This window comes from Cohnella fermenti, assembly GCF_004801405.1.
Taxonomy (GTDB): Bacteria; Bacillota; Bacilli; order Paenibacillales; family Paenibacillaceae; genus Cohnella; species Cohnella fermenti.
The window spans coordinates 60,745-85,810 of the sequence record NZ_SSOB01000022.1 but is presented as its reverse complement, the minus strand read 5'-3'; the positions used below and the strand labels follow the sequence as shown (position 1 = coordinate 85,810).

The following is a 25,066-nucleotide window of genomic DNA, read 5'->3' as shown; positions in this document are numbered from 1 at the left end:
ATGCGAAAAACCACATAAAACGTCTCGATTCCCGCCAACTCTAAGCCAACGAATGTGAAAAACCGCATAAAAATCGTAACCCGCAGGCAGCACAGCGAGTGAAAATAAAAGGAACCGTCAGGGACAAGCGCCCTGACGGTTCCTTTTAAGACATGCTGCTACATCCACTTCTCGCCCCACGCTTGAATCGAATTGGTGACGCCTTCGAGATCCCGGCCTTTGTCGGTCAATTCGTATTCGATACGCACCGGCATCTCGGGATACACGGTACGTGTAATAATGCCATGCGATTCCAATTCCTTCATTCGATCGGTCAGCATCTTGTCGCTCATGTCGGGGATTTGCTCCTTGATGTCCTTGAATCGCTTCGGCCCGCCCATCATGACTCGGATGATAAGACCGGTCCACTTCTTGCCCAGCAGCTCTGCCGCGGATTCATACTTGGAGCACATCTTGGTATAGTCCATCGGACTCCCCCCTTTCTCTCAATATCATAGCATATACGTTGCAGAAAAGAAAGAAGATACTATAAAAAATAAAGTGGACAATGAGAGAGAAGGGCCTTAAAGAAACCGGAAGGAATCCGGTACAGCGTGAGCTGCACGAGAGCAGGCAGTTTAACTGCGCACACGGTCGGGATAGAGCGTCGATTGGAGGAAAAGAGTAACCAACTTGCGCATCTGAGCCGGACGGAGCGGCGAAGGGGAGAAGAAGGCAGTTTAACTGCGCACACGGTCGGGACGGAGCGTCGGATGGAGAAAGAGAGTAACCAACCTGCGCATCTGAGCCGGGAGGAGCGGCGAAGAGGAGAAGAAGGCAGTTTAACTGCGCACACGGTCGGGACGGAGCGTCGAAAGGAGGGGGGGGGGCTTTCCTGCTTCTCAGATCCGGACAAGCACCAGTCCGAGCATGAGGAAAGCGAACGCTCCCCACTGGAGGACGGTAAGCCGCTCGCGGTAGAGCAGCACGGAGCCCAGAGCGACAACGAGGCCGTTGGTGGCGAAGATGGGGGCGACCAGGTGCGAAGGGCCTTCGCCGAGCGCCGAAGCGTATAGCTGAAGGCCCCCATAGGAGCATACGCCGGCGACAAGCCCCCAGAGGAAGCCGGTGCGAGCGGGAGAGGCCCCCGCGCTTACATCCGCTCCCGCCCTTGACTTCGCCTTCGGTTCCGCCCTCGACCCCGCCCTCACGCTCGAACGCGACTCTGCGTCCGAACGAGAACCCGAAGCCTCCTTGCGCGAGCTAACGGCGAACCAGAGCCATGACAACAGATAACCCGACCACAGGACATTGGTGTTGTCGAGTCCCAGCGCGTCCGTCACCTTCAAGCCGCCGTTACGGAAGAAAAACAGCAGCATAGCAAGCAGAACGAGGCCGTACCAGCGGCTGCTCTTCACGGCGTACGAGCCCTCGTTGCGGATCGCCAGCAGCACCGCGAAGAGCAGGCAGACGACGCCGACGGCGGCGATCGGCTGGAGCGGCTCGCCGTACCAGATCGCGCCCATCGCGATGACGAGCAGGATGTTGGCGTTCGTCAGCGGCGACGTCAAGCTGGCGGGGCCGTAGTCGAGCGCCTTCATGAACAGCAGATTGCCCCAGGCGGAGCCGAGGCCGACGATCGCTCCGGCAATCCAGATCCGCCAGTCAAGCGGGGTCCAATGATGATTCAGCAGGGCTTGTCCCCAGAAGCCGAGAGTGCCGGCCGTATACAGCCCGAGAAGCAGCGAGCCGGCGGAACCGCTTCGCATCTGGCTGATCTTCATGAACAGGCCCGCCAGTCCGAAGACGAGGGCGCTGCCTATCGCGCTAAGAAACCATAACAACTTGCAACACCGCCCCGGCGGGAATAAGAAGGCCTGTTTTTGGTACAAGTCCGCTTTTGTTACACAATTGAAATATAGCTGTTACTCCGCTGTTGCACTCCTTGGCTACAATGTTCTCAAGACCCCCTTTTCATATTCTTGAGGAGCTCTTCCCGGCGAAGAGCTCTCTTTTTTTGTTTAGGGGGCGACAGTTGACCAATTATATGCGAAAAATCACATACAGTCGGAGGAAAAAGGGGCTGCGAGGTACAACGAATGTGAAAATTCACATACATGGCGGCAATTCCGGCTCGGAATGCCGGATGTATGCGAAAAATCACATAAAACGCCGAGATCCAGCGAAATCCGGGCCGACGAATGTGAAAAATCACATAAAATCGGACGGCTTGCCGGATCAGGGGGATGGTCGCATTCGCCCGCGCCAGGGGTGATCAGAGGGAATGGTCGCATCCGCCCGCGCCAGGGGTGATCAGAGGGAATGGTCGCATCCGCCCGCGCCCGCCCCGGCGATGTCACAGAGGAGCGACGATCTTCCGCTTCTCCTTGAAGTACACCCAGCGCGCGAAGCCGATCTCCTTCAGCCGCTTGCGGACGTCGTCCCATTCGTCGCCGACGCGGGACGGCTTGTGGGCGTCGGAGCCGAAGGTCACGTCCGCCCCGAAGTGCAGCGCACGCTCAAGGATGGCGTCCGACGGATACCAGCCGCCGACGTCCTTCGTCTTGCCGCTTGTGTTGATCTCGAGCGCGATATCGTTCGCCGCGACCGCCTGAAGCGCCTCGTCGATCTCGGCCTCCGCCCCGCGGATGTCCGAGAACGCGGGATAGTACGCCTTCATGGCGTCGATATGGCCGAGAACCTGGAACAGGCCGGTGTTCGCGGAGTCGCGGATCAGCTCGTAATAATGCCTTTTCTCAATGGTCTGCACGGCGGGCTCAAGGTTGTTCCAGCGGTTGCGGTTGAAGATGCTGATGCCTCTTGTCTGATGGACCGAGCCGATAATGTAATCGAACGGATACTTGGCGTATTCGCTGCGGTACAGCTCGATCGATTCCGGGAAATAATCGGATTCCACGCCGAGCAGCACGTCGATCTTGTCCTTGTAGCGCTCCTTCAGCTCGAGCACCTGGGCGATGTAATTCGGGAACTCGCTGCGGGCCATGGCGATTCCGGGGAAGGGCTGCTCCTCCGGATGCGCGAAGTAGGGAGAATGATCGGAGATGCCGATCGCGGTCATCCCGGCTTCGATCGCCGAACGGATGTAATCTTCGATGACGCCGTCTGCGTGGCCGCAGCGGTCATGGTGCGTGTGCAGGTCGAACTTGGCCATAGTGGCGCTTCCTCCTCGGCTTTTCCCAAATAAATTTACCTTAAAAGCTATTCGCTGCCGATAAACTGGTCTTCCGGCATTCCCTTGAGGTCGTTCAGGAATTGCCGCATGGCGCTGTTCTTGTAGCGGCCGGACTTCGTGATGACGCCGACCGGGTGCGCGACCTCAAGCTCGGTGACGGGAATCATCTTAAGCGTGCCGTTGCGCACTTCGCTTGCGATCGACAGCTTCGATACGATGGCGGCTCCAAGGTTAAGCTCCGCCATCCGCTTCACTTCCTCGCTGCTGCTCAGCTCCATCGCGATGTTGGGCTGCATATGGTGCTTGAGGAACACCCGGTCCGAGAACCGTCTTCCCAGCGTGTCCGGAGAGAGCAGGATAAGCGGCACATCCTTCAGCATATCGATGGTGATGTGAGGCAGCTTCGCGAGCGGGTGCTTGGGCGAGACGACGAGCTCGAACGTGTCGTAGTACAGCACGGACGTCTCGACCTGGGGGTGCTTCTCGTTCAGATAGCCGATGCCGATGTCGATGGTGCCGTTCTCCACGCTGGCCATGACCTGGGTGGAGACCATCGATTGGATGGACGTCTTGATGAGCGGGAATTGGTTCTGGAAGTAGGACAACACCCGCGGAAGAATCTGAATGGCGATGGACGTTGTCGTGCCCAGGATGATGTGCCCTTGGGGGACATGCTCAAGATCGGACAGCTTCTGCTTCAGCTCTTCGACGATCGTCAGCATTCGTTCGGCGTGCTCGAGGAACACCTTGCCCCGGTCCGTCAGCGTCACCGGATGGTTGCGATCGACGAGGGTGACGCGGAATTCGTCCTCCAGGCTCTTGATCTGGGCGGATACGGCGGGCTGGGTCAGATTGAGCAGTTCGCCGGCCTTGCGGAAGCTGAGCGTCTTCGAGATGGTTAGCAGCGTCTCCAACTGGCTAATATTCAATGAACCGCCCCTTTCTCCCTCATAAATAAATTTATCGTCGAGCCTCGTCCAACAAAAAAAGTTTATATGCTTCCTTTATTATAGGTGATCCCGTGCCAAGGAGCAAAAATAATCGTTGCTTCCTTCCAACAATTAGTTATACTAGCAAGGTGATCATTCAAATTTGAGTAAAATTGATTTGAGTAAAATTGAACGGCAAAGGCGGAGGAACCATGGATAAATCGCAAAGCAATGTCAAGCTCGTCATCGCGGGCTTGTTGCTGGGGCTGTTCTGTTCGGCGCTCGATCAGACGATCGTCTCGACGGCGATGGCCGGCATTATCGAGAAGCTCGGAGGCTTGGACAAGTTCGTCTGGGTGTACTCGGCTTACATGATCGCGATGGTCGTCTCGACCCCGATCTTCGGGAAGCTGTCCGACATGTACGGGAGGAAGCGGTTCTTCCTCATGGGGCTTACGCTGTTCGTCTTCGGCTCCGTCCTGTGCGGCACGGCCGCGAACATGGAGCAACTGATTGTCTATCGGGCCATCCAAGGGGTGGGAGCGGGATCGCTGACTCCGATTGTATTCACGATTATTTTTGACCTGTTCCCTCAGGAGAAGCGCGGCAAGATGATGGGGCTGTTCGGCGCCGTGTTCGGCATGTCGAGCGTCTTCGGTCCGATTCTGGGCGCCCTCATCACGGACAACATCAGTTGGCGCTGGATCTTCTATATCAATGTGCCGATCGGCCTGCTGTCATTCCTGTTCGTTCTGCGGGGGTACAAGGAGTCGCCAAATCACCGGAAGGCGATGATCGACTGGATCGGAGCGATTCTGCTGGCGGCCTGCGTTCTGTTCCTGATGTTCGCGTTGGAGCTCGGAGGCTCGGACGGCTGGGCATGGGATTCGTGGAAAATCATCTCGTTCTTCGTCGCTTCCGGCGTGCTGCTGCTGGCATTCCTGGCGAGGGAGCGCATGGCGAAGGAGCCGATTATCGCCCTTGGCCTGTTCAAGAACCGGGTGTTCACGAGCAGCATGATGATCAGCTTCCTGTACGGGGGAGTGATGATTGCGGCGGCTACCTACATCCCGCTGTTCATTCAGGGCGTGTTCCACAAGACGGCGACCGAGACGAGCTCGGTGCTGACCCCGATGATGCTCGGCGTCGTCGTAAGCAGCCAGATCGGCGGAAGGGTCGCGTCGAAGTTCCCTTACCGCAATTCGATGTTGCTGTCGGCGCTGACGCTGCTTCTCGGCTGCTTCCTTCTCGGCTTCGTCATGAACCTGGAATCGACCCGTCTCATTATTACGCTCTATATGATCGTGATAGGCCTGGGCATCGGCATCTCGTTCTCGCTGCTGAACATCTCGACGCTGAACTCCGTTCCTCCTCAGTACAAAGGCTCCGCTTCTTCTCTTATCACGTTTTTCCGCACGATTGGTTCGGCCTTGGGGGTGACGGTGTTCGGGGCGCTGCAGAAGGAGCACTTCCAGTCGAGCGTGCGGGCGATGCCGGGGGCCGGCGCGGAGATGACCGAGAAGATCAAAGGCGGACAGGCTCTGCTCGACCCGGTCGCCCAGGCGAAGATGGGAATTCCGGACGAGGTGCTCGGCGAGCTGCTGCACAAGCTGGGCAATTCGATTCTGTTCATCTTCCAGTGGTCGGTTATCCTTCCCGCCGCCGCGCTCTTGTTCGCGCTGCTGATGGGAAGCGCGCGGCTCGCCCGGTCCGGCGAGCCTTCGCCGAAGCGAGGGTGAAGGGATGTCGATGAAGCTGATGGTGCTCGGTCTTCTGATGGAGAACCCGCAGCACCCGTACGAGATTCGCCAGACGATGAAGAAGCGCAATTGGAACGCGTCGTTCCGGCTGCAAGACGGTTCGCTCTACTACGCGGTCGATCAGCTTCGCGAGAGCGGCTGCATCGAGGCGGTCGAAGCCGCTCCCGGGCAACCGCGCCGCGACCGGACGATCTATCGGATCACCGACAAGGGCAGGGGCGTGCTGCGGGAGCTGATGCAAGAGCAGATGGAGAAGGAGGCATACCCGCAGCATCCGATGATGATGGCGATGCCGTTCCTGCGCCACGCGGAGCCAAGCGTCGTCGCAGACGTCGCGAGCCGGCAACTGGACGCTTGCCGGCGGCGGATCGCCCGCCTGGAGGAGGCGCTGGAGCTTCGTGGCCGCAAGATGCCGACGGGTTCGGTGCGGATGATCGAGGGGATGATCGGCTACGGCCGGGCGGAGGAGAAGTGGCTGGCGGACGTGCTGGAGGATGCGAGAGCGGGGCGGCTTGATCCCTCTCCGCTGCGCGTGGATCGGACAGAGGAGCTTGAGCGGGGGAGAGATTAGACTAGACATAAAGTACCATGAGGCGCCAATTGTCGACAATTTTCTATGCATAAAGCCCTTGGGACAGTAAAAAAAAGTGTACTTGTTCCCGTTCATTCAGTATAATGAGCTTAATAGGAAAATGATGGTTCGGAATTAGGCAGCCAATACGGCAAGGAGGCGATCAGTCGTGAAGGCTGAGTTCATTAACCCGTTTCTTGAATCCGCGCGTCATGTCATCGAGCAGATGGTCCAAATCAAGCCCAGCACTGGACAGCTTAGTGTAAAGGACATTCAATTTATCGATCATTACGTCTGGATTCAGATCGGAATGACGGGTCAGATGAGCGGCAACATCGTCTTCGGCCTGAGCGAGACTGTCGCGCTTAAGATTATCTCGGCCATGATGGGCGGGTTCACGATTACCGAGATCGACGAGATCGGCAAGAGCGCCATCTCCGAGCTTGGCAACATGATCAGCGGCAACGCGAGCACGATGCTGTACAACCAGGGCGTTCAGGTCGATATTACGCCGCCGCGCGTGGTCCATTCTTCGGTGTTCGATTCGCTCGCATCGGGCAGGGCATTAGCGGTTCCGCTCATTATGGACGGAATCGGAGAGCTTGAGATTCAGGTCATGATCGCTTAAGATATAGATTAGTCGCATAGTTTGAGCGGAGATAAAGCCCCTTACGGGGCTTTTTGTTTGGAATGAGGAGGGGACCGGTCCATGAAGAGCTCCATCGCGGGCAAAGTCGTCGTTCTCACCGGAGCCTCCAGCGGCGTGGGAGAGGCGACGGCACGGGTTCTGGCCGAGAAGGGGGCCGTCGTCGTGCTGGCGGCGAGGTCGCTTGAGAAGCTGAACCGGGTGGCGGCGTCGCTTCCGGGCAAGCATGACGTTGCGGCGCTCGATGTGACGGACGAGCAATCGACGGAGGCGGCGATCCGCGGCGTCTATCGGACGCATGGGCGCATCGACGTGCTCGTCAATAACGCCGGCTTCGGCGAGTTCGTCGCTTTCGACAACGCGAAGCTTGCGCAGTTCCGCGAGATGATGGACGTCAATTACTTGGGCGCGGTCCGCTGCTGCCTGGCGGCGTTCCCTTATATGAAGGAAGCGGGAAGCGGCCACATTGTGAACGTGGTGTCGATCGCGGGCAAGCTGGCGACGGCGAAGTCCACGGCATACGCCGCCTCGAAGCACGCGCTGCTCGGCTTCACGAACGCGCTCCGCCAGGATTGCAAGGGGACCGGAATCCGTGTCTCCGCGGTGAATCCGGGACCGATCGACACGCCGTTCTTCGACCGGGCCGATCCCGAAGGGACGTATGTGCGCAACCTCGGCAGCTTCATGCTGAAGCCGGAGCAAGTGGCGCGCGCCATCGCGAAGGTCATCGAACGGGGCACGCAAGAGAAGGACATGCCCTTCATCAGCGGCTTCGGGGCGAAGCTGTTCCAGTTGTTCCCGAAGTTGACGGACAAGCTGTTATCGGGCATTCTGAATAAGAAGTGACGGGACGGAACACGCTCCGATACGAAGGGAGTTCGTATAGATGAACGAAACGAACGAAGCAATTGAGGCGAACGAAGCGAACAAGGCGAACGAAACGAACGAAGCGAACAAGGCGAACAAAACGAATGAGGCGATCGAGGCCGCGTTCGCGGCGCTCGGATTGGACGAGCGGCTCGTCCTTAAATTAAAGGAAGAGGGGATCGGGGCGCCGACTTCCGTGCAAGCGGGAGCGATTCCTGCGCTGCTGGAGGGACGCGACGGCATTCTGCGTTCGCCGACCGGCTCGGGCAAGACGCTTGCGTACTTGCTGCCTCTCCTGCAGAGAATCGATGCGGCGAAGAAGGAGACGCAGGCGATCGTGCTGGCTCCGACGCAGGAGCTCGCGATGCAGATCGTCCGCGTCGCGGAGACGTACGGCGGAGCGCTCGGCATTCGCACGGTCGCGCTCATCGGCGGGGCCGCCTTGTCGCGCCAGCTCGACCGGATGAAGACGAAGCCGCAGCTTGTCGTCGGCACGCCGGGACGGGTGCGCGAGGTGGCGTCCTTGCGCAAGCTCCCGCTGCATCAGGTGAGAATGGCGGTCGTCGACGAGACGGACCGGATCTTCTCCCTCGGCGGCAAGGGCGACGTCGAGTCGCTGCTGCGGGGAATCGACCGCGAGCGGCAGATCGTGTTCGTCTCGGCGACCCGCACGGACGCGATGAAGGAAGCGGAGAGCCGTTGGCTGCGCGGGCCGGTGGAGACGGGAGCGGCCGAAGGCGAGGCGGAGCACGGACTTCCGGGCTCCATCAAGCACGGCTTCATGGTCGGCGAGAAGCGCGAGAAGGTCGATCTCATCCGCCGGATTGCGCGGAACCTGAAGCCGTCCGGCGCGCTGATCTTCGTGAACGATATCGAACGGATCGGGGAGCTGCTGAGCAAGCTGCGCTACGAGGGCTTCTCCGTCGATGCCTTGTACGGGGACACGCCGGGCAAGGAGCGGGGCGAGGTGATGCGCAAGTTCCGCGAAGGGAAGACGAAGCTGCTTATCGCTTCGGACGTTGCCGCCCGCGGCATCGATGTGCCGGGGCTGCCGCTTGTCATCCAATACGAGCCGGCGCTCGACGCGGAGCACTACGTGCACCGGGCGGGCCGAACGGGCCGGATGGGCAAGACCGGCCAATCGATTATGCTTATGACGCCGCAGGAGACGTTCATCGCAACGAAGCTCGGCAAGCAGCTCGGCATTGCCTTCGAGGAGCTGCGGCTGCGGGAGGGCAAGCTGCTTGCCGCGGGCAAGAAACGCTCGGGTGGGCGCGCTGCCGCAGCGAAGGAGGAGCCTCGGGCGAAGGCCGCTTCGCAAGCCAAGTCTGCGACTCAGGCGAAGTCTGCATCGCAGGCCAAGTCTACTCCCGGGAAGAAGTCCGCTCCGCCGGCCAAGCCCGTTCCGGAGGCGAAGGCGGCGGCTCCTCAAGCGAAGCCTGGGGGGCAAGCGAGGCCGATGAAGGAAGCCAAGCCTGCATCCCAGGCCAAGCCGGACCTTGCTGCCAAGCCGCAGACGCAGACGAAGGCGAAGGCCAAGGCGGATCGCAAGAAGGACAGCAAGAACAAGGGGGCTCCCCGTTGGCTGAAGGAGAAACGCAACGCCTCGAATCCGGTCGATCCTTCGTAATTGCTCGTATCGGGACTAAAGACCTTATTTCCCAGCGTTATTGTGGAGATAAGGTCTTTTTTTGTGCGACTATCGGTTTATTTTGCCAAGTGGACCCTACGACTTCCCGAAGAAGCCCCGAACGTTATCAGGGCAAGGGCGAGAACGAGTCCAAGGTGGCTGGACAAGTTGGGCGCCCCTATATATCAGATGAGGGAGTGTGTTGCACTATGAAGCGAGTAAACGAGAATAAGAGAGATGTCGTATCGAGCCCAATCCTGAGAAGAGGGATCGTCGGCACGCTGACTGTCGCGATGCTGGTTGGCGGCGCAACGGGGGCCTTCGCACACGGGAACGACAAGAACCAGAATAAGAACCAGAGCCAGAGCTCGAATTCGAATAATAGCGGTTACAAATCGAAGGTTCAATTCAACCTCAACTTCCGGGACGTGTCGGAGAACGACATGAAGTGGGCCTATTCCCACATCATCCGTCTCGCCTCCAAGCAGGTGTTCAACGGCTATGAAGACGGGAGCTTCAAGCCGGGCAATACGATAACCCGCGTGGAAGCGATCGTCGCGGCGGTTCGACTGCTCGGCCTGAAGGAAGAGGCGGAATCGGAAGCGAACATGAAGGCGGAGCTGAACTTCACGGATGCCGACAAGATCGAGAAGAAGTACTCCTGGGCGGTCGGCTATCTCGCGGTCGCACTGAAGAACGATCTGTTCGACGAATCGACGACGGCGCTGCAGCCGGAGAAGGCGGCGGATCGCCTGTGGTCGGCGATTCTGCTCGTCAAGGCGCTCGGCCTTGAAGACGAAGCGAAGGCGAAGATGGGAACGACGCTGACGTTCAAGGACGCGAAGGACATCCCGGCCGGCTCCGTCGGCTATGTCGCGGTCGCGGTGGAGAAGGGACTTATCACCGGCTATTCGGACAATACGTTTAAGCCGAACAAGTCCGTCACCCGCGCCGAGCTGGCCGCACTGCTCGACCGCGCGGACGAGCAGTTGCCGGAGGAGCAGAGCGCGCAAGCGATCAGCGGCACGATCGTCAGCCTGTCCGGTTCCGCGCTTACGGTGAAGAAGGCCGACGGCACGACGGCTGCTCTCACCCTTGCCAGCGACGTGTTTATTTTCCGCGAGAATACGAAGGTGGCCGCTTCCGCGCTGAAGGCGGGCGATCAACTGTTCATCCGCACGTATGAAGGCAAGGTCGTCTTCATCGATGTGCTCACTGCCGCGCACGAAGATGTCGTAACGGCGGATGCCGGCACGCTGAACTCGTTCACGCTGAACGCCAGCGGCAAGCTCTCCACGCTGACTCTCGTGAAGACGGTGAATGGAGTGAGCTCCAACGTCACCTACAATGTCTCTGCGGACGTGAAGATCGCCGGAGGCGACGGCACGATCTCCCCGAACAAGGTCGTCAGCCTGACGCTCGTGAACGGAGTCGTGACTGCGATTGCGATCCAAGCGTAATTGCCAGTTTGGCTAGTTTTGGCCTGATGCCTATATAGCCGGCCGGCTCTCTGCTCGATCCCACGACGGATCGGCGGGGGGCCGGCCGTTTGATTGGTGACAGCGGCGATGCGACGGTTGTTTAACGAAAATGAAGTCTTAGACTGCCGCTGTTGTCTTTGAACTTACGTACTGAGGGAGTTGCCTATATGCGCTCTTTCAAAACCTTGTATCTGCAAACTGGATAATTTGTCTATTCAATGTATAGCGAGATGTGGTCTGCTTATGATTTACTTCAGAACATCAAGTGCCACCTTGGTAGCCTGCGCGATAAGCGCATCGTCATAAGCCGCATTTTGCGTATTGCGGCTGGATAGAATAGCGATAACGATGGGATCTCTATTCGGCGGCCAAACGACGGCAATGTCGTTTCGCGTTCCATAGCCTCCGGCTCCGGTCTTATCCCCGACTTTCCAGCCTTCAGGCACGCCCGCACGGATCAGGTTGTCTCCAGTGATGTTCCCCTTTAGCCAATCCGTGAGGATCGTACGCTTATCGGTCGGGAGCACGCCACCTAAAGTGAAAGCCTGAAGGCTGGTGGCAAGTGCTCTCGGTGTGCTAGTGTCACGAATGTCTCCCGGGATGGCTTCGTTCAGATCCGTCTCGAAGCGTTCAGGGTTGGTTACGCTATCACCGATATTCATCAATGCTGATCTGAAACCATTAGGGCCTCCCAGTTCTTTTAATAAGAGGTTCCCCGCAGTATTGTCGCTGTAACAGATAGCAGCCTCACTGAGTTCCCTAAGGGTCATCCCAGCATGAACGTGTTTCTCTGTAATGGGCGAATAGTTGACCAAGTCTTTGTCTGTGTAGGTGATCATTTTGTCGAGTTCGTCAATCGAGTTTTGCTGCAGTACTGCGCCTACGGCAAGAGCCTTAAAGGTAGATGCGTATGCGAAACGTTCATCAGGTCGATAGGCGACTATTCGTTTCGTACCGGTATCAATAGCATAGACACCGAGATGAGCGCTAAACTTGCTTTCGAGTTGAACAAAATCTCGGTCAATCGCAACTGTCGGTGCTGTCTGGGGCGTCATTCCGGTCGGAGGGGGGGCGGCGACCTTCGTGCAACCGGTGAGCGGGATGAGTGCTAACATGAACATAAATGGAGCAATTTTAAATTTATATGCGCCGAATATAGTATTATATGATTTACTCAATATTTAACCCTCTTTTCGAAAATCATTATGGATAACTGAAAAGATCTCTTTCAAGTGAAGACGACTATCTCGTGTCTCTAGTCTGGTCCACCGATTCTGTTCGCTCACCTTATGTGTGTATCTATCACTTCAGTATTGGAATTTAACCAATATTTGGTTTATGTTATCCTGCCCGTTCAACGCCGGCGCGTGAGTCTAATACTTTTTTTCTCAGTCTACATCTTTATTTTCCGAGTCTACAACTTAATTTTTCAGTCCAAACTTTATTTTCTTTGGACAACGGTACCCGACCGATGCCGCCAACTGCGAGGAATATATGTGGAATTTCACATTCGCGCGGCTCGATAACGGGCACTTTGCACGATTATATGCGAAAAACCACATTCATAGAGAAAAATCCGGCCCGAACTGCCGGATGTATGCGAAAAACCACATAAAACGCCGCGATTCCCCCTCCATCCCCGCCGATGAATGCGAAAAACCACATAAAATCGCAACGGTCACCAAACAACCTCACCAAGCAACCTCACCAAGCAACCTCACCAAGCAACCTCACCAAGCAACCTCACCAAGCAACCTCACCAAGCAATCTCACCAAACAAACTCCGCAAACAGCCTCGTCAAACAACATCATTGATTAAGTCAAACAATCGTTGATCCGTTGCGTAGATATCGCCGGCCGCATCCCGTAGCATTAAGGTACCACAACGTTGAAGAGAGGGATGGCATGAGAAGCGGCTTATCCGCCCGGACAGCCGGCACCGAAGGACCCCGTTCGTCTCCGGGGGAAGCGGGAACGTGGCGGCGATTCGTTCGGCAATGGGACTACCAATTGATGATTCTGCCCTCGCTGGCGTTCCTTGGCGTCTTCAGCTACATCCCGATGTGGGGCGTGCTGATCGCCTTCAAGGAGTACAACCTGTTCACCGGCTTCGGCGCCAGCCCATGGGTCGGGTTCGAACACTTCCGGATTTTCTTCGAGTCGCCGGAGTTCTGGAACATTATGCGCAATACGATCTGCATCAGCCTGCTGAAGCTGGCGATCGGCTTCCCGGCCCCGATTCTGCTGGCGCTTATGCTGAACGAGATACGGCTGATGGCGTTCAAACGGATTGTGCAGACGATCACGTACATCCCCCACTTCATCTCGTGGGTTGTCGTCTCCGGTCTCGTGTTCTCGATGCTCGCGGTCGACAACGGTCCGGTGAACGAGGTGCTGCTGCAGTTCAACCTGATCCGGGAGCCGATCAATTGGCTGTCGATCCCGGAATACTTCTGGGGCATTCTTGTCTCGGTTAACGTCTGGAAGGAGATCGGCTTCGGCTCGATCGTCTACCTGGCAGCCATCGCAGGCATCGACCCGGCGCTGTACGAGGCGGCTTCCCTCGACGGAGCCAGCCGGTTTAAGCAGATTTTCCTCATTACGCTTCCGAGCATCTCGCCCGTCATTATCATCTTCCTTATCCTCGGCGTCGGCAACACGCTGAACGCGGGGTTCGAGGACATCCTGCTCATGACGAAGAACCTCAGCAACGGCATCGTGATGCCTTACGCGGAAGTCATCGACACATACGTCTACCAGATGGGGATCATCAACCAGCGATTCTCCTATGCGACGGCGGCCGGATTGTTCAAGTCGGTGCTGAGCGTGCTGCTGCTGTTCATCGCCAACTCGATCGCCCGAAGGCTCGGCAAGGCGAGCTTATGGTAACGACAACTTGAAGGAATGGAAGCGATGCGATGAGACTCACCCGATCCGACAAGGCGTTGCAAGCCGTCATCTACGTCCTGCTCGCCCTGCTTGCCTTCGTTACGTTCTATCCGTTCTGGAACTCGCTCGCCATCTCCTTCAACGTGGGCAGCGACACTTCGACGGGGGGAATTACGTTCTGGCCGCGGAAGTTCACGCTGGAGAATTACGGGATCGTGTTCCAGGAGAAGAACATCTATAACGCTTATCTAGTCACGATAGCCCGTACCGTTCTCGGCACGTTCGTCGCGATGCTCTTCACGTCGCTGTTCGCGTACGGCCTGTCCAAGAAGGGCATCGTCTTCAGAAAAGGCTACATGATCCTCTGCGTCGTCACCATGTACTTCAGCGGAGGGTTGATTCCCTACTTTATTCTCGTCTACCAACTGCACCTGTACAACACGTTCGCTTTCCTTCTTCTTCACGGTATGGTGAACGTCTATAACATGATTATTTTCCGAACGTTCTTCCAGGAGCTGCCCGAGGGACTGGAAGAATCGGCCCGCATCGACGGGTGCTCGAACTTCGGCGTCTTCTTCCGGATTGTGATGCCGATCTCGGGACCGGTCATGGCGACGCTGGGGCTGTTCACGGCGGTGACGCTGTGGAACGACTGGTTCACTCCGGCGGTGTTCATCAGCAGCCAGAGCCTTATTCCGCTCCAGACGCTGCTTGTGCAGATCGTCAACGCGGGGACGACGTCGACGATGATCGCGAACCTGAGCACCTACGCCCAGAGCGCAATCCAGAATTCGGTCACGGTCAAGTCGATCCAGATGGCGACGATGATGGTGGCGACGCTGCCGATCCTGCTCGTCTATCCGTTCCTGCAGAAGTACTTCGTCAAGGGCGCGATGGTCGGCTCCTTGAAGGAGTAGGCCGGTTAACGGCAGGGGGACAGCAGGATGACACAGGAAGATGGCAGGATGACAGCAGGATGACACAGGAAGACAGCAGGTTGGCGAACGGTTATTCGCGAAGTCCGCATGCGGCTCTCGCTAATGACATATATAATGAAGCTAGTAGAGAGGGGAAACGAATCGATATGTCCGTCAACAAAAGCGCCAGCACGGCCGCAGTCGGGGCACTGAGCCTCGCCCTGCTTCTGTCCGCTTGCTCCGGCAACAATGGCAACAATGGCAATAACGGCAGCAATGCAGCCGCCCCGAGCCCGTCCGAATCGGCAAGCTCCGCGCAGATGAGTCCCGCCGCTTCGCCGAGCGAATCCGCTTCGGAATCTCCCTCAAGCGCTTCCGACGGAAGCCTGGCGGCGAAGGTGAAGCCGGTGACATTCTCGCTCTTCGTCAACTACGATTGGTATACGGCCCCGACGTGGGAGGAGCGTCCTCATGCGAAGTGGATCACCGACAACCTGAAGGTGACGCTCGAGCCGGTGCAATCGAACGGCGCCGCTGCGCAGAAGCTGAACACGATGATCGTCTCCAACCAGCTTCCGGACGTCATCGTGCTCGACCGCGGCAAGGACGTCGAGCGCCTGCAGCAAGCGGGCAAGCTCGTCGCTCTCGATCCGTATCTGGAGAAGTATCCGGAATACGTCGAGGCGGTCGGGGAGCAGACGCTGAACATGCTACGCTCAAGCGACGGCAAGCTGTACCAGCTTCCGAACTGGTTCATCAACGGCGAGAACGGCAACGGCAATGCGGCCTATATCGTCGAGAAAAAAATCTACAAGGAGCTCGGCTCTCCGTCGCTGGAGACGTGGGAAGATCTTGAGGCCTATCTGAAGCTCGTCAAGGAGAAGTTCCCGGACGTCGTGCCGCTCGACTTCGGCGAGATCCGCGACGGCACGGACGTGCAGATGATGGGCATGCTGTACACCGGCTCGGGCGAGAACCTCAACAACGGCTTCATCACGCCGGGCAACACGTTCGGCATCCCGAGCGGCGACAAGCTGACGTCGATCTACCAGGATCAAGGCTTTAAGGATACTGCCGTCTACAGCAGCAGGCTTTTCCGCCAGGGGCTCACATCGAGCGACATGTTCACGCAGACCCGCGACCAGATTCTCGAGAAGCTGAAGACGGGCAAAATCGCCGTGTTCGGAGCATATGACTCCGTCGTCGAGGGCATCGGCCGCGAAGCGAACAACCTGCTTAAGGCGAAGGACCCGGAAGACGGCTACCTGCCGATCTGGCCGGTTCACAAGGCGGGCGTCGACCGGAACAAGGTGTACCCGGGCGGCTACAACACGCTCGGCTGGAACGTCAATGTCATCACGACGAACGCGAAGGACCCGGAAGCGATCTTCTCTTATATGAACTGGGCATCGAGTCCGGAAGGACAGCAGATCATCTTCTTCGGCCCTCCGGGGTTGTTCTACGACACGGTCGAAGACGGCGTGCCGATTCCGAACGACGCGTACATTAACCGCGATCCGAAGAAGTACGACGAGCTGAAGATCGGCGAGTTCAACTGGAACGGCAACACGTCCTACGTCGACTCGACGAAGGCGAAGCGCGAGCTATTGCTGCCGGAAGAGGCGCAGGACTGGACAACGGTCGCCCAGGCGAACTTCTCGTTCAAGACGTCGATGGACGTGACGCAGTTCTCCAACCTGGACCCGGCGCCGAGCACGCAGGAAGGCATCATCATGCAGCGCCTGAGAGACCAATACAAGGCGCTCATTCCAAAACTTATCTTCGCGAAGACCGATGACGAAGTGCTCAGTCTGATCGAGAAGGCCGACAAGGAAGCGACGAAGATCGGCTACGACAAGCTGCTGGCGTGGAAGACGGACGTCTGGCAGGCGAACGTGAAGAAGCTCTCGGGACAATAGGAGCGGGGAGCGTGCAGGGATGAGAGACAAGAAGGCGTGCCGTTCATGCCTTCTTGTTTGCTATATGCGCCCCACCGCAACGGGCGAAGGCCATCACGTGCGAACCATCGCAGACGAACGTTATGATGCGAGAAACCTCTATGCCAACAGAGGACGTTGTCACTTTCTACCCTCTACAATGGAAATTTTCCGTATAGCGGCCATCCGTAGTTATGAAAAGCCTACTGCGAAGAGGCTGGGGAGGCGAAGTTAGTGGAGGAATCCGCACAACGCCGCTCCGAAGAGGCCGTTTGAGGAGGAGATGTGCGGGAAATCGGCACAACGCCGCTCCGAAGAGGCGATTGGAGAGGGAGATGTGCGGGAAATCGGCATAACGGTGCTCCGAAGAGGCGATTGGAGAGGGAGATGTGCGGGAAATCGGCACAACGCCGCTCCGAAGAGGCGGTTGGAGAGGGAGATGTGCGGGAAACCAGCATAACGACAACCCGTTCCGCTGCCGCTGCTTCCGTAGTTGTTGCTCTCGCCACCACCGTCCGTACTCCTTAACGTTCCCTCTCTGTACGACCGTTTTTATGCGAAAAACCACATACAATCGCCTCCGGGCGCCTCGAGCGCTGATTTTATGTGAAAAACCACATAAAATCCTCGGAGGGGGAGCCGCAACGGGGAAGGAGCGAGGAAGGAGCAAAGGACGGCGAGAGGCAAGGCGAGAGCGAAGGAGCAAAGCACGGTGCGAAGGAGCAAATGAGAGACAATGAGCAGAGCACGGTGCGAAGGAGCGAATGAGTGCGAAGGAGCGAAGGAGGAAGTGAGCAAGGAACGCAGGAGCAAAGGAAGGAAACCTGGCGGGGAGCGTCGAATTCCAGTGCTAATCCATGCGATTCGCGATTCCGGCTTTCGAGCTACTCCAGCCTTCGAGCTACTCCGGTACGGCTTTCGAGGCGACTCCGGTCCGGCCTTCGAGCTGCCCCGGCCTTCGAGCTACTCCGACATTCCAATCCAACTCTCCCGGAAGGAGCGAGAACCCATGTATCGAGCCGTCGTGGTCGACGATGAGAAGTATGATCTGGAAGGGCTGCGCCGGCTTATTCCGTGGGCGGAGCTGGGCATCGAGGTCGTGTGCAGCGAGAACAAGCCGCTCGCCGCGCTGAGCTATATCGAGGAGTATCCGATCGATATTCTTGTCACCGATATCAAGATGCCGGTGCTGACCGGGCTTGAGCTGTCCCGCAAGGCGCAGGAGCGGAACCCGGAGCTGCGGACAATCTTCATCAGCGGCTACCAAGACTTCCAGTACGCGAAGCAGGCGCTTCACTTGAAGGCGGACGGCTACGTGCTCAAGCCGATCGACGACGACGAGATCGAGGCGCTGCTGCGGAAGGTCGTCGCCGATCTCGACGAGACGAACAAGCGGAGGCGGGAGCAGTCGCGCCTCGACGAGTCGTTCGAATACGTGCGCGGCGACTTCCTGCAGCATCTGCTGGAAGGGGCCATCGGCGAAGAGGCGATTCCGCCGCTGATGGAGAAGTTCAAGCTGGAGGCGATCGGCGACACGGCGCACGCCGCAATCGTCGAGCTGGACGATGTCCTCTGGAAGAGCGGGGACGGCGGAGCGGCCGCCCGCTCGGCGATGGAGACGATCGTCCGCGAGCTGGAGCGGGGCCAACTCGGCCCGTGGTGTCTCCTGGCCCCGACACAGCTTGCGTTCCTTCATTCCGGCGACGCCTGGGAGCTGGAACGCTTCCTGCACGAGCTGAACGACCGGATTCGAACGTCCACCTCGTTCACGGTAACGGCCGGCTACGGGGAGGCGATGCCCTTCCCCGCCCGAATCGACCGCTCGTTCGCCCAAGCGAAGGAACTCATCGGCAACAAAATGTTCCTGGGAAAAAACAGAGTCATCGCCCCCGCCCACGCCAAGCTGCAATCGTCCATCGATGCGAAGGACATCAATGCGGTTCTGGACGATATTTTCGCCGCCGTTGCGCAGTACGACCTGGTGCGAATATGCGATTGCCTAGAAGAGCTGTTCGACAACGTCCGTTCGTTCGACCATCCGCTGAAGGTTCACAGCTTCTCGATCCATGTCGCCTCCAAGCTCGAGGCTTACTTGCGAACTGCGAACGAGACGTTCTACAGCCTGCTTGGCTGGGACTTCGAGCATCTTGACGCGGTCCGGCGGTTCGAGACGGCGGGGGACATCGAGTCGTGGCTGCGCCGGGCGCTGTTCGAGATCTCCGAGCGGTTGTTCTTCAAGAAGCAAGGCAAAAACCGGAGGCTGATGGACCCGATCGAGAGCTACATCCGGGAGCATCTGGCGGAGGAGCTGACGCTGCGCGAGCTGGCGAACCGGTTCTCCTATTCCGCGAACCACATGGGCCTTCTGTTCAAGGACCAGATGGGCGAGAGCTTCAACGATTACCTCGTCCGCAACCGGATGGAGCGGGCCAAGGCGCTGCTTCGGGACCCGAAGCTCAAAATCTACGAGGTCGCCGATCGGGTCGGCTACAAGAGCCTCGCGTACTTCAGCCGGCTGTTCCGCGACCAATTCGGCATCACGCCGGGAGACTACCGCAGGATGGGGTGATTCGCCATGGCCATCGGACGACCAAACGACTACGTTCCCATCCGCTACAAGCTGCTTCTGTCCTACCTGGTGCTTGTGCTGACTCCGGTTATCGTAATCGGCAGCTATTCCTACGTGTCGTCCGTCCGCTCGAGCGAAGAGCATACCCGCAGCAACCTTGAGGTGGCGGTGAGCCAGATGGGCAGCAACGTGGATTACCGGCTTGCGGACGTGTACCGGGGTTCCGAGGCGATTTTCTCGGATCAGGCGCTCTCCCGCATCTTGTCCGGCTACTACCTGGACTACGAGAAGTACACGATCATGACGCAGCAGATTCTGCCGAAGATCGAGTCGGCGGTCAACCTTCCGAACCTCGACACGAAGCTGTCCATCTACGTGGAGAACACGAATATCAGCGAATTCTATTACTTCGATCGCGACCCGAAGGCCGGCGAAGGGCGCCAATATTCCATCTATCATCTGGACCGGATCGAGGGGGCCGACTGGTACAAGAGCCTTCGATTGACCTACGAGAAGAGCGTCTGGAAGCAGGTCGAGGGCGAAGCGGTGGCCGGCCGAATCTCGCTTCTGCGCCCCATTATCAACTACGACACGCTGACCACGATCGGACTTATCCGGCTTAGCGTCAAGCTGGAGGATATTTTCTACGAGGTTGATGATTCGAAGCTGGGGGCGGGCAGCCTGCTGTTCGTCATGGACAAGGGCAAGAGCCTGCTCTATTCAAGCTCGGGTGCCGAGACGTTCGTTTCGCCGCAGCCGCGGGTGGACGGCTTCGATCATCCGGCCGATTACCTGCAGATCGTTCAGCCGATCGAAGGCATGGGCGCAAGCCTCGTCGCCTGGATTCCGACCTCCTCGTTCCAGGAGAGCTCGCGCAGAGTCGGCATTCTGACCATTCTGATCTGTCTGGCGAGCCTGCTCGTGCTGGCGGTGATCAGTTGGATGATGTCGCGCTTCTTCGCCAAGCGCATCATGAAGCTGATCCGTTCGCTCAAGGCGTTCAAGGACGGGGAATTCAACAAGCGGATGCCGGTTCCGGGCAACGACGAATTCTCCCAGATCGCCGAGGCGTTCAACGACATGGCGTCCAACATGGAGCGGCTCATCGACGAGGTGTACATCAGCAAGCTGGAGAAAAAAGACGTCGAGCTCCAAGTGCTGCATTCGCAGATGAACCCTCATTTTCTATACAATACGTTCTCCTCCATCAGCCGGATGGCGAAGCTTGGGGAGATCGAGACGATGCAGGAGATGATCCGCGAGCTCGCCAAGTTCTATCGCCTGACCCTGAGCAAGGGGGAGACGATCATTACGGTGGAGAAGGAGCTCCAGATTGTCCGTTCGTACCTCGACATCCAGCGAATCAAGTACGGCGACCGCATCCGGGTGCGCTACGAGCTCGACGAGGCGGCCTTCCCGCACGAGACGATGAAGTTCATTCTCCAACCGTTCGTGGAAAATTCCATCGAGCACGCCTGGTACGACGACGAGATCCATCTGGTCATCCGGGCGTATGTCGAGGGGAGCGATATTGTGCTGGAAGTGGAGGACAACGGCCTCGGCATGAAGGAAGAGACGACCCGGCAGGTGCTCGACCCTTCCGAGAAGGGCATCGGCTACGGCATCCGCAACGTCGATCAGCGCGTCAAGCTGCAGTTCGGCAAGGCGTACGGCGTCTCGATCCGAAGCTCGATCGGGGAAGGCACGGTGTCGACGATCCGGTTCCCCGGCGGCGGGGCGGCGGAGCTTGGGGCTTAGGGCTTAGGTTGGCTTCTTTCTTTTTTTTGAACGCGGGACTCCGCTCGTTTATAATGGTCCCATATGGGAAAACGAGGCAAGGAGAGGATCGCGACATGATGCCGGCACTTACAATTAAGGAACTGACGGGCGGCTACAGCCAGCGAAGGCCTGTCCTGCACGGAATCAGCTTCGCCGTCGAGCCCGGCCGGATGACCGGGCTGATCGGCTTGAACGGGGCGGGCAAGAGCACGACGATCAAACATATTCTCGGGCTGATGCTGGCGCATTCCGGCGAGGTGCGCGTCGCGGGCGTGAAGCTGGAGGAGGACCGGGACAAGTACCGGTCCGCTTGCGCTTATGTGCCGGAACAGCCGTCGCTGTTCCCGAACCTGACCGTCGCCGAGCACCTGCGCTGGACGGCGATGGCGTACGGGCTCGAGCAAGGCGAGGCGGAGCGCCGCGCGGCGAAGCTGGCGGAGACGTTCCGCATGGACAAGGCGATGGGCAGCCTGCCGGATACGCTGTCCAAGGGGATGAAGCAGAAGGTCATGCTCATGAACGCGCTGCTCGTCTCGCCGCCGCTGCTTATTATCGACGAGCCGTTCCTCGGGCTCGATCCACTGGCGACGCGGGCGCTGACGGGGGCGCTCGACGACGCCCGCGCGCAGGGCTCGGCAATTCTGCTCAGCTCGCACATTCTGCCGGCGCTGGAGCGCAGGGCGGACAGCCTGGTCGTGCTGCACCAGGGGCGCATTATCGCTTCCGGGACGCCGGAGGACGTGAAGCGGATGGCGAACGGCGCGGCAACGCTCGACGACGCGTTCGAGACGCTTGTCCTGGACGCGGAGAGCGAAGGGGGAGCGAAGCTTGGACGCTGAACGGAAGGCGACGGTCGGCGGCGGGAGGCTGGAGGAGCTGCGCCGCTTAAGAGCGTCGCGGGCGCAGGCGTTCCGCCGGGAGATTGCGGCCCATTCCCGGTACGTGTTCCAGAGCGGCTTCGGCCTGGTCGTGTCGGCGCTGGGAATCACCTTGGTTATGGGATACATACGGACGTTGAAGGATATGCCGGCAGATTGGCCGGCCGACCTGGTCGGCTGGATCGTTCTCGCGCTTCTATGTTTATATACGCCGCTCCGGACGTACCTGCAGCCTTCGGACACGGTGTTCGTGCTGCCTCTGGAAGAAGGGATGCTAAGCGGCATTCTGAGGCCGCTCGTCCGCAGGGCCATGCTCATGAGCGCGGTGCGGGTTCTTGTTGCGTTCGGGAGCTTCGTGCCGCTGTATCAGTTGGCGCCGATAACCGAGGGGGCCGCGGACTCCCGCTCGCCTTGGGCGCTCGCGCTCGCGTTGGCCGGGGCGGCCGTGTGGAACGTGCATGCGGCATGGACGGAGCGGCGCATGGCCGATACGGCATGGCGCATCGGCTTGCTGCTGATGCGCTGGATAGCATCCGTCGCCATCGTCGCGGCGCTGCTGCTCAAGTCGTTCGGCCTCGCGCTCGGATTCACGGCTCTGATCGTCGCCGTGTGGTACTTGCTGTCGCGCCTGGTGCCGAAGCATACGCTTCCTTGGGATCGCTTGATCGCGGAGGAAGGCGCGGCTCGCCGCCGCTGGAACCGATTCCTCGGCTGGTTCGTCGACCTGCCGACCGAATTCGCCCGCCCGGCCCGCCGCCGCTGGATCGCCTGGACGGTGGATCGGCTCGCGTGGAAGCGTGGCAACGCCTGGCGTTATCTCTACGCCAAGACGATGCTGCGCAGCGAGACGTTCGGCGCCCTCTGGCGCTGGAGCGTCCTGCTTATGCTCGTTCTGCTGTTCTCCGGTCACCCGATCGTCGACCTGATTGCCTTCGTCATCGCCGTATTGGTCGGCGGCCTGCAGATCACCGAACTCGGCCGCGTCCGCTTCGCCGAGAACGCCTCGGTCGTCCCGCTCGCTCAGGACGAGCGGGGACGGAGCATCGCTTCCATCGCCCGCATAGGCGGAGTGCTCCTGGTCGCGCTGCTGTGGCTGGTCGCCAGCCTTCCGAACTGGCCGTTCTCCCCCGTGCTGTGGGGCGCGGCCTTGATCGCGGCCCTCTTCTGGGCGGGCTGGCTCCTCCCCCGCCGCGTGACGAAGAGCTTCGATGCGGACGAGGATTGATTGAATGCGGAGCTGCGGAATGGCCGACGGCCGTATCTGCGAAGCGGCGAAGTTGGTCCCCCTGCTGCCTCATTATGGCGGTTAGGGGGATTTTGGTTCCCGCTAGAACCCTCCGCTGCTGCTAAAGACCACCGAACCCGCATAGCTGCCGTTTTTTATATGAAAAATCACATTCGCGCACCCCCAAAACAGGCACTTTGCCCGATTTTATGCTAAAAATCACATTCATAGAGAAATTTCCGGCACGATTCTCCGCATATACGCTAAAAATCACATAAAACACCGCGATCCACCCCGATTCCAGGGGGATGAATGTGAAAATTCATATAAAACGCAAAATGGCCGTCGAATCAGGGGAGGAAGGGCGACAGAGAGAGCTTCAGCGGCGGGTTGGCTTGAATTGATTATGTAAATTTATTCCATATTCGTGTTGTGATGAGGAGGAGTGGTTGCAGGTTCTTAGATATGGTGTTAAGTGAAATTGCTAATGATAGGAAGCGATATCAAAGATGAATTATAAATACATGAAGAGCGAAGCAGAAGAAGACAATAGCCGTATTTACTATTTTGAAATCGATGGTGAAGGAGTTGTATATAGACAAGTTACTGTAATTGATGGATTAATATACGTCTCTAATCGCCCTTATGGAAGCAGGCATTTTATATTGTCCGAGAGTCCGATTGAATTTAACTTGCAGGAAGCAATTCGAAAACAAGACTTCGAAGCTATCTGGAAAAGAGGAAATCAACCGTTCTATTCCAGATGGGAAGAGATCAAGGTGCGATGCTCTAAAGGAGATTTAATAGAAGGTGAAATAGAGTGCATCTTCCCTCATGGAATTGTTATTAATCTAAATGACGATATCTATGGTGTCGTGGATTATAAAGCAGTTTGCAAGAAATCAGGAAGCAGGCGGATTTATCCAAGGAATAAAGTACGAGGAACCATCTCTGGATTTGATGAAGAGAACTTATGGCTTATTATCAGCGATGGTGAAGTGATTTCTTGAGAATATGAGGAGTCGGCGAATACATAGAAATGTTGGTGAATCAAGATGCTGGACAAGGTAGAAGCACAGAGATTTTTGTATAAGTTCCTTAGGGAGGAAGTAACACTAATTGAGCTTGAGAAATGGTTGTACAGCAATGATGAACTTGAAGTACTTCTCGGAGAAACAGATTACTTTGAATTTGTATCGCGTAACTATAAAAACAAATATGCCTATCAAGATACGGAGAAACAAATAAGAAGACTAATTCATATTGGTTTTTTTGAACAAGAACGAATTGTACATAGTTTAGTGAAGCTGACACAATGCTCTGATGAGTATTTATCAATAATTGCGACATTATATGATGATTACTGCAATGGCTATAATTTTTTGAGATTTATTGCACTTACATACATAACGACTTCTGATGAATATAAAGAAATACTAAACCATGATCCAAATAAATTTAGAGAATATTGCCAGCCGATTAATGCTGAAGCTAATAGACTATTGGAATTCTTTCAAAAGAATCAACTGAAAATTGAACACGAAAAAGAATGTATAGATAAACGGGAAGAAAGTGAAAAAATTGAAATATACCATGTTAATGAAATGATGAGCAACGCCAGAAAAGAGTAAGCCGTCCATCCCCTCCACCCATCGGAGCCGATTCCATTCCTCCACGCTGCTGTGTCATATAACACTATATTCGCGGTTCGCCTGTTGCTGCCGATGTCAGCCGAATTTTATGTGAAAATTCACATTGGTGCGGTGCGGGAACGGGGCATTTGCCCGATTTTATGCGAAAAATCACATTCGTGGGG

Annotated in this window: 21 protein-coding genes; 16 read left to right on the top strand and 5 right to left on the bottom strand. The window is 57.5% G+C overall.

The window, feature by feature from the left end; all coding sequences use genetic code 11:
* Nucleotides 1-158 precede the first annotated feature (158 nt).
* From E6C55_RS17785 to E6C55_RS17770, 4 genes are all read right to left on the bottom strand, one after another.
* Nucleotides 159-467, bottom strand: coding sequence for a winged helix-turn-helix transcriptional regulator (locus tag E6C55_RS17785; protein ID WP_136371159.1), 309 nt, complete (start codon nucleotides 465-467; stop codon nucleotides 159-161).
* 414 nt (nucleotides 468-881) lie between these two features.
* On the bottom strand, nucleotides 882-1,823 hold the full coding sequence (locus tag E6C55_RS17780) for a DMT family transporter (RefSeq protein WP_136371158.1): 942 nt from the start codon (nucleotides 1,821-1,823) through the stop codon (nucleotides 882-884).
* Nucleotides 1,824-2,335: 512 nt separating this feature from the next.
* Nucleotides 2,336-3,151 (bottom strand): histidinol-phosphatase, encoded by an 816-nt coding sequence (locus tag E6C55_RS17775; protein ID WP_136371157.1) that lies wholly within the window; start codon nucleotides 3,149-3,151, stop codon nucleotides 2,336-2,338.
* 47 nt (nucleotides 3,152-3,198) lie between these two features.
* On the bottom strand, nucleotides 3,199-4,101 hold the full coding sequence (locus E6C55_RS17770) for a LysR family transcriptional regulator (RefSeq protein ID WP_136371156.1): 903 nt from the start codon (nucleotides 4,099-4,101) through the stop codon (nucleotides 3,199-3,201).
* A gap of 212 nt (nucleotides 4,102-4,313) precedes the next feature.
* Here E6C55_RS17770 and E6C55_RS17765 point away from each other — a divergent pair, with 212 nt between their 5' ends.
* The 6 genes from E6C55_RS17765 to E6C55_RS17740 all read left to right on the top strand — a co-directional run bounded on the left by E6C55_RS17765 (nucleotide 4,314) and on the right by E6C55_RS17740 (nucleotide 11,035).
* Nucleotides 4,314-5,840, top strand: coding sequence for an MDR family MFS transporter (locus E6C55_RS17765; protein WP_136371155.1), 1,527 nt, complete (start codon nucleotides 4,314-4,316; stop codon nucleotides 5,838-5,840).
* A 4-nt stretch (nucleotides 5,841-5,844) separates the two neighbouring features.
* Nucleotides 5,845-6,432 (top strand): PadR family transcriptional regulator, encoded by a 588-nt coding sequence (locus E6C55_RS17760; protein WP_136371154.1) that lies wholly within the window; start codon nucleotides 5,845-5,847, stop codon nucleotides 6,430-6,432.
* A 169-nt stretch (nucleotides 6,433-6,601) separates the two neighbouring features.
* Nucleotides 6,602-7,060: a chemotaxis protein CheX gene (locus E6C55_RS17755; protein WP_136371153.1), complete on the top strand. Its 459-nt coding sequence runs from the start codon at nucleotides 6,602-6,604 to the stop codon at nucleotides 7,058-7,060.
* A gap of 81 nt (nucleotides 7,061-7,141) precedes the next feature.
* Nucleotides 7,142-7,924: an SDR family NAD(P)-dependent oxidoreductase gene (locus tag E6C55_RS17750; protein ID WP_136371152.1), complete on the top strand. Its 783-nt coding sequence runs from the start codon at nucleotides 7,142-7,144 to the stop codon at nucleotides 7,922-7,924.
* A 40-nt stretch (nucleotides 7,925-7,964) separates the two neighbouring features.
* On the top strand, nucleotides 7,965-9,575 hold the full coding sequence (locus tag E6C55_RS17745) for a DEAD/DEAH box helicase (protein WP_136371151.1): 1,611 nt from the start codon (nucleotides 7,965-7,967) through the stop codon (nucleotides 9,573-9,575).
* Between the two features lie 209 nt (nucleotides 9,576-9,784).
* Nucleotides 9,785-11,035 carry an S-layer homology domain-containing protein gene (locus tag E6C55_RS17740; RefSeq protein WP_136371150.1) on the top strand — a complete coding sequence of 417 codons (1,251 nt, stop codon included), beginning with the start codon at nucleotides 9,785-9,787 and terminating at the stop codon, nucleotides 11,033-11,035.
* Between the two features lie 269 nt (nucleotides 11,036-11,304).
* Here E6C55_RS17740 and bla read toward each other — a convergent pair whose 3' ends face one another.
* Nucleotides 11,305-12,234, bottom strand: a complete 930-nt coding sequence (gene bla / locus E6C55_RS17735; RefSeq protein WP_230986731.1) for a class A beta-lactamase — start codon at nucleotides 12,232-12,234, stop codon at nucleotides 11,305-11,307.
* Nucleotides 12,235-12,550: 316 nt separating this feature from the next.
* On the opposite strand from bla, the gene E6C55_RS17730 reads away from it, so the two are divergent.
* The 10 genes from E6C55_RS17730 (at nucleotide 12,551) to E6C55_RS17685 (ending at nucleotide 24,881) form a co-directional block, all read left to right on the top strand.
* The gene (locus E6C55_RS17730) at nucleotides 12,551-12,871 is read left to right on the top strand and encodes a hypothetical protein (RefSeq protein WP_136371149.1); all 321 of its coding nucleotides are present in this window, start codon (nucleotides 12,551-12,553) and stop codon (nucleotides 12,869-12,871) included.
* Between the two features lie 198 nt (nucleotides 12,872-13,069).
* Nucleotides 13,070-13,945: an ABC transporter permease gene (locus E6C55_RS17725; protein ID WP_230986735.1), complete on the top strand. Its 876-nt coding sequence runs from the start codon at nucleotides 13,070-13,072 to the stop codon at nucleotides 13,943-13,945.
* Between the two features lie 29 nt (nucleotides 13,946-13,974).
* Nucleotides 13,975-14,862, top strand: coding sequence for a carbohydrate ABC transporter permease (locus tag E6C55_RS17720; protein WP_136371147.1), 888 nt, complete (start codon nucleotides 13,975-13,977; stop codon nucleotides 14,860-14,862).
* Nucleotides 14,863-15,029: 167 nt separating this feature from the next.
* Nucleotides 15,030-16,781, top strand: a complete 1,752-nt coding sequence (locus tag E6C55_RS17715; protein ID WP_136371146.1) for an extracellular solute-binding protein — start codon at nucleotides 15,030-15,032, stop codon at nucleotides 16,779-16,781.
* 1,027 nt (nucleotides 16,782-17,808) lie between these two features.
* Nucleotides 17,809-19,368: a helix-turn-helix domain-containing protein gene (locus E6C55_RS17710; protein ID WP_136371145.1), complete on the top strand. Its 1,560-nt coding sequence runs from the start codon at nucleotides 17,809-17,811 to the stop codon at nucleotides 19,366-19,368.
* A 6-nt stretch (nucleotides 19,369-19,374) separates the two neighbouring features.
* The gene (locus tag E6C55_RS17705) at nucleotides 19,375-21,126 is read left to right on the top strand and encodes a cache domain-containing sensor histidine kinase (protein WP_136371144.1); all 1,752 of its coding nucleotides are present in this window, start codon (nucleotides 19,375-19,377) and stop codon (nucleotides 21,124-21,126) included.
* Nucleotides 21,127-21,221: 95 nt separating this feature from the next.
* Complete coding sequence (locus E6C55_RS17700) at nucleotides 21,222-21,986, top strand: ABC transporter ATP-binding protein (protein ID WP_136371143.1); 765 nt, start codon at nucleotides 21,222-21,224, stop codon at nucleotides 21,984-21,986.
* Nucleotides 21,976-23,250 carry an ABC transporter permease gene (locus tag E6C55_RS17695; protein ID WP_168735712.1) on the top strand — a complete coding sequence of 425 codons (1,275 nt, stop codon included), beginning with the start codon at nucleotides 21,976-21,978 and terminating at the stop codon, nucleotides 23,248-23,250. The genes E6C55_RS17700 and E6C55_RS17695 overlap by 11 nt, the downstream gene beginning before the upstream one ends.
* Nucleotides 23,251-23,759: 509 nt before the next feature.
* Entirely contained in the window at nucleotides 23,760-24,260 is a 501-nt protein-coding gene (locus tag E6C55_RS17690; protein WP_136371141.1) for a hypothetical protein, read from the top strand.
* Nucleotides 24,261-24,305: 45 nt separating this feature from the next.
* A complete protein-coding gene (locus E6C55_RS17685) occupies nucleotides 24,306-24,881 on the top strand; it encodes a hypothetical protein (RefSeq protein WP_136371140.1) in 576 nt (191 codons plus the stop codon).
* Nucleotides 24,882-25,066: the final 185 nt, after the last annotated feature.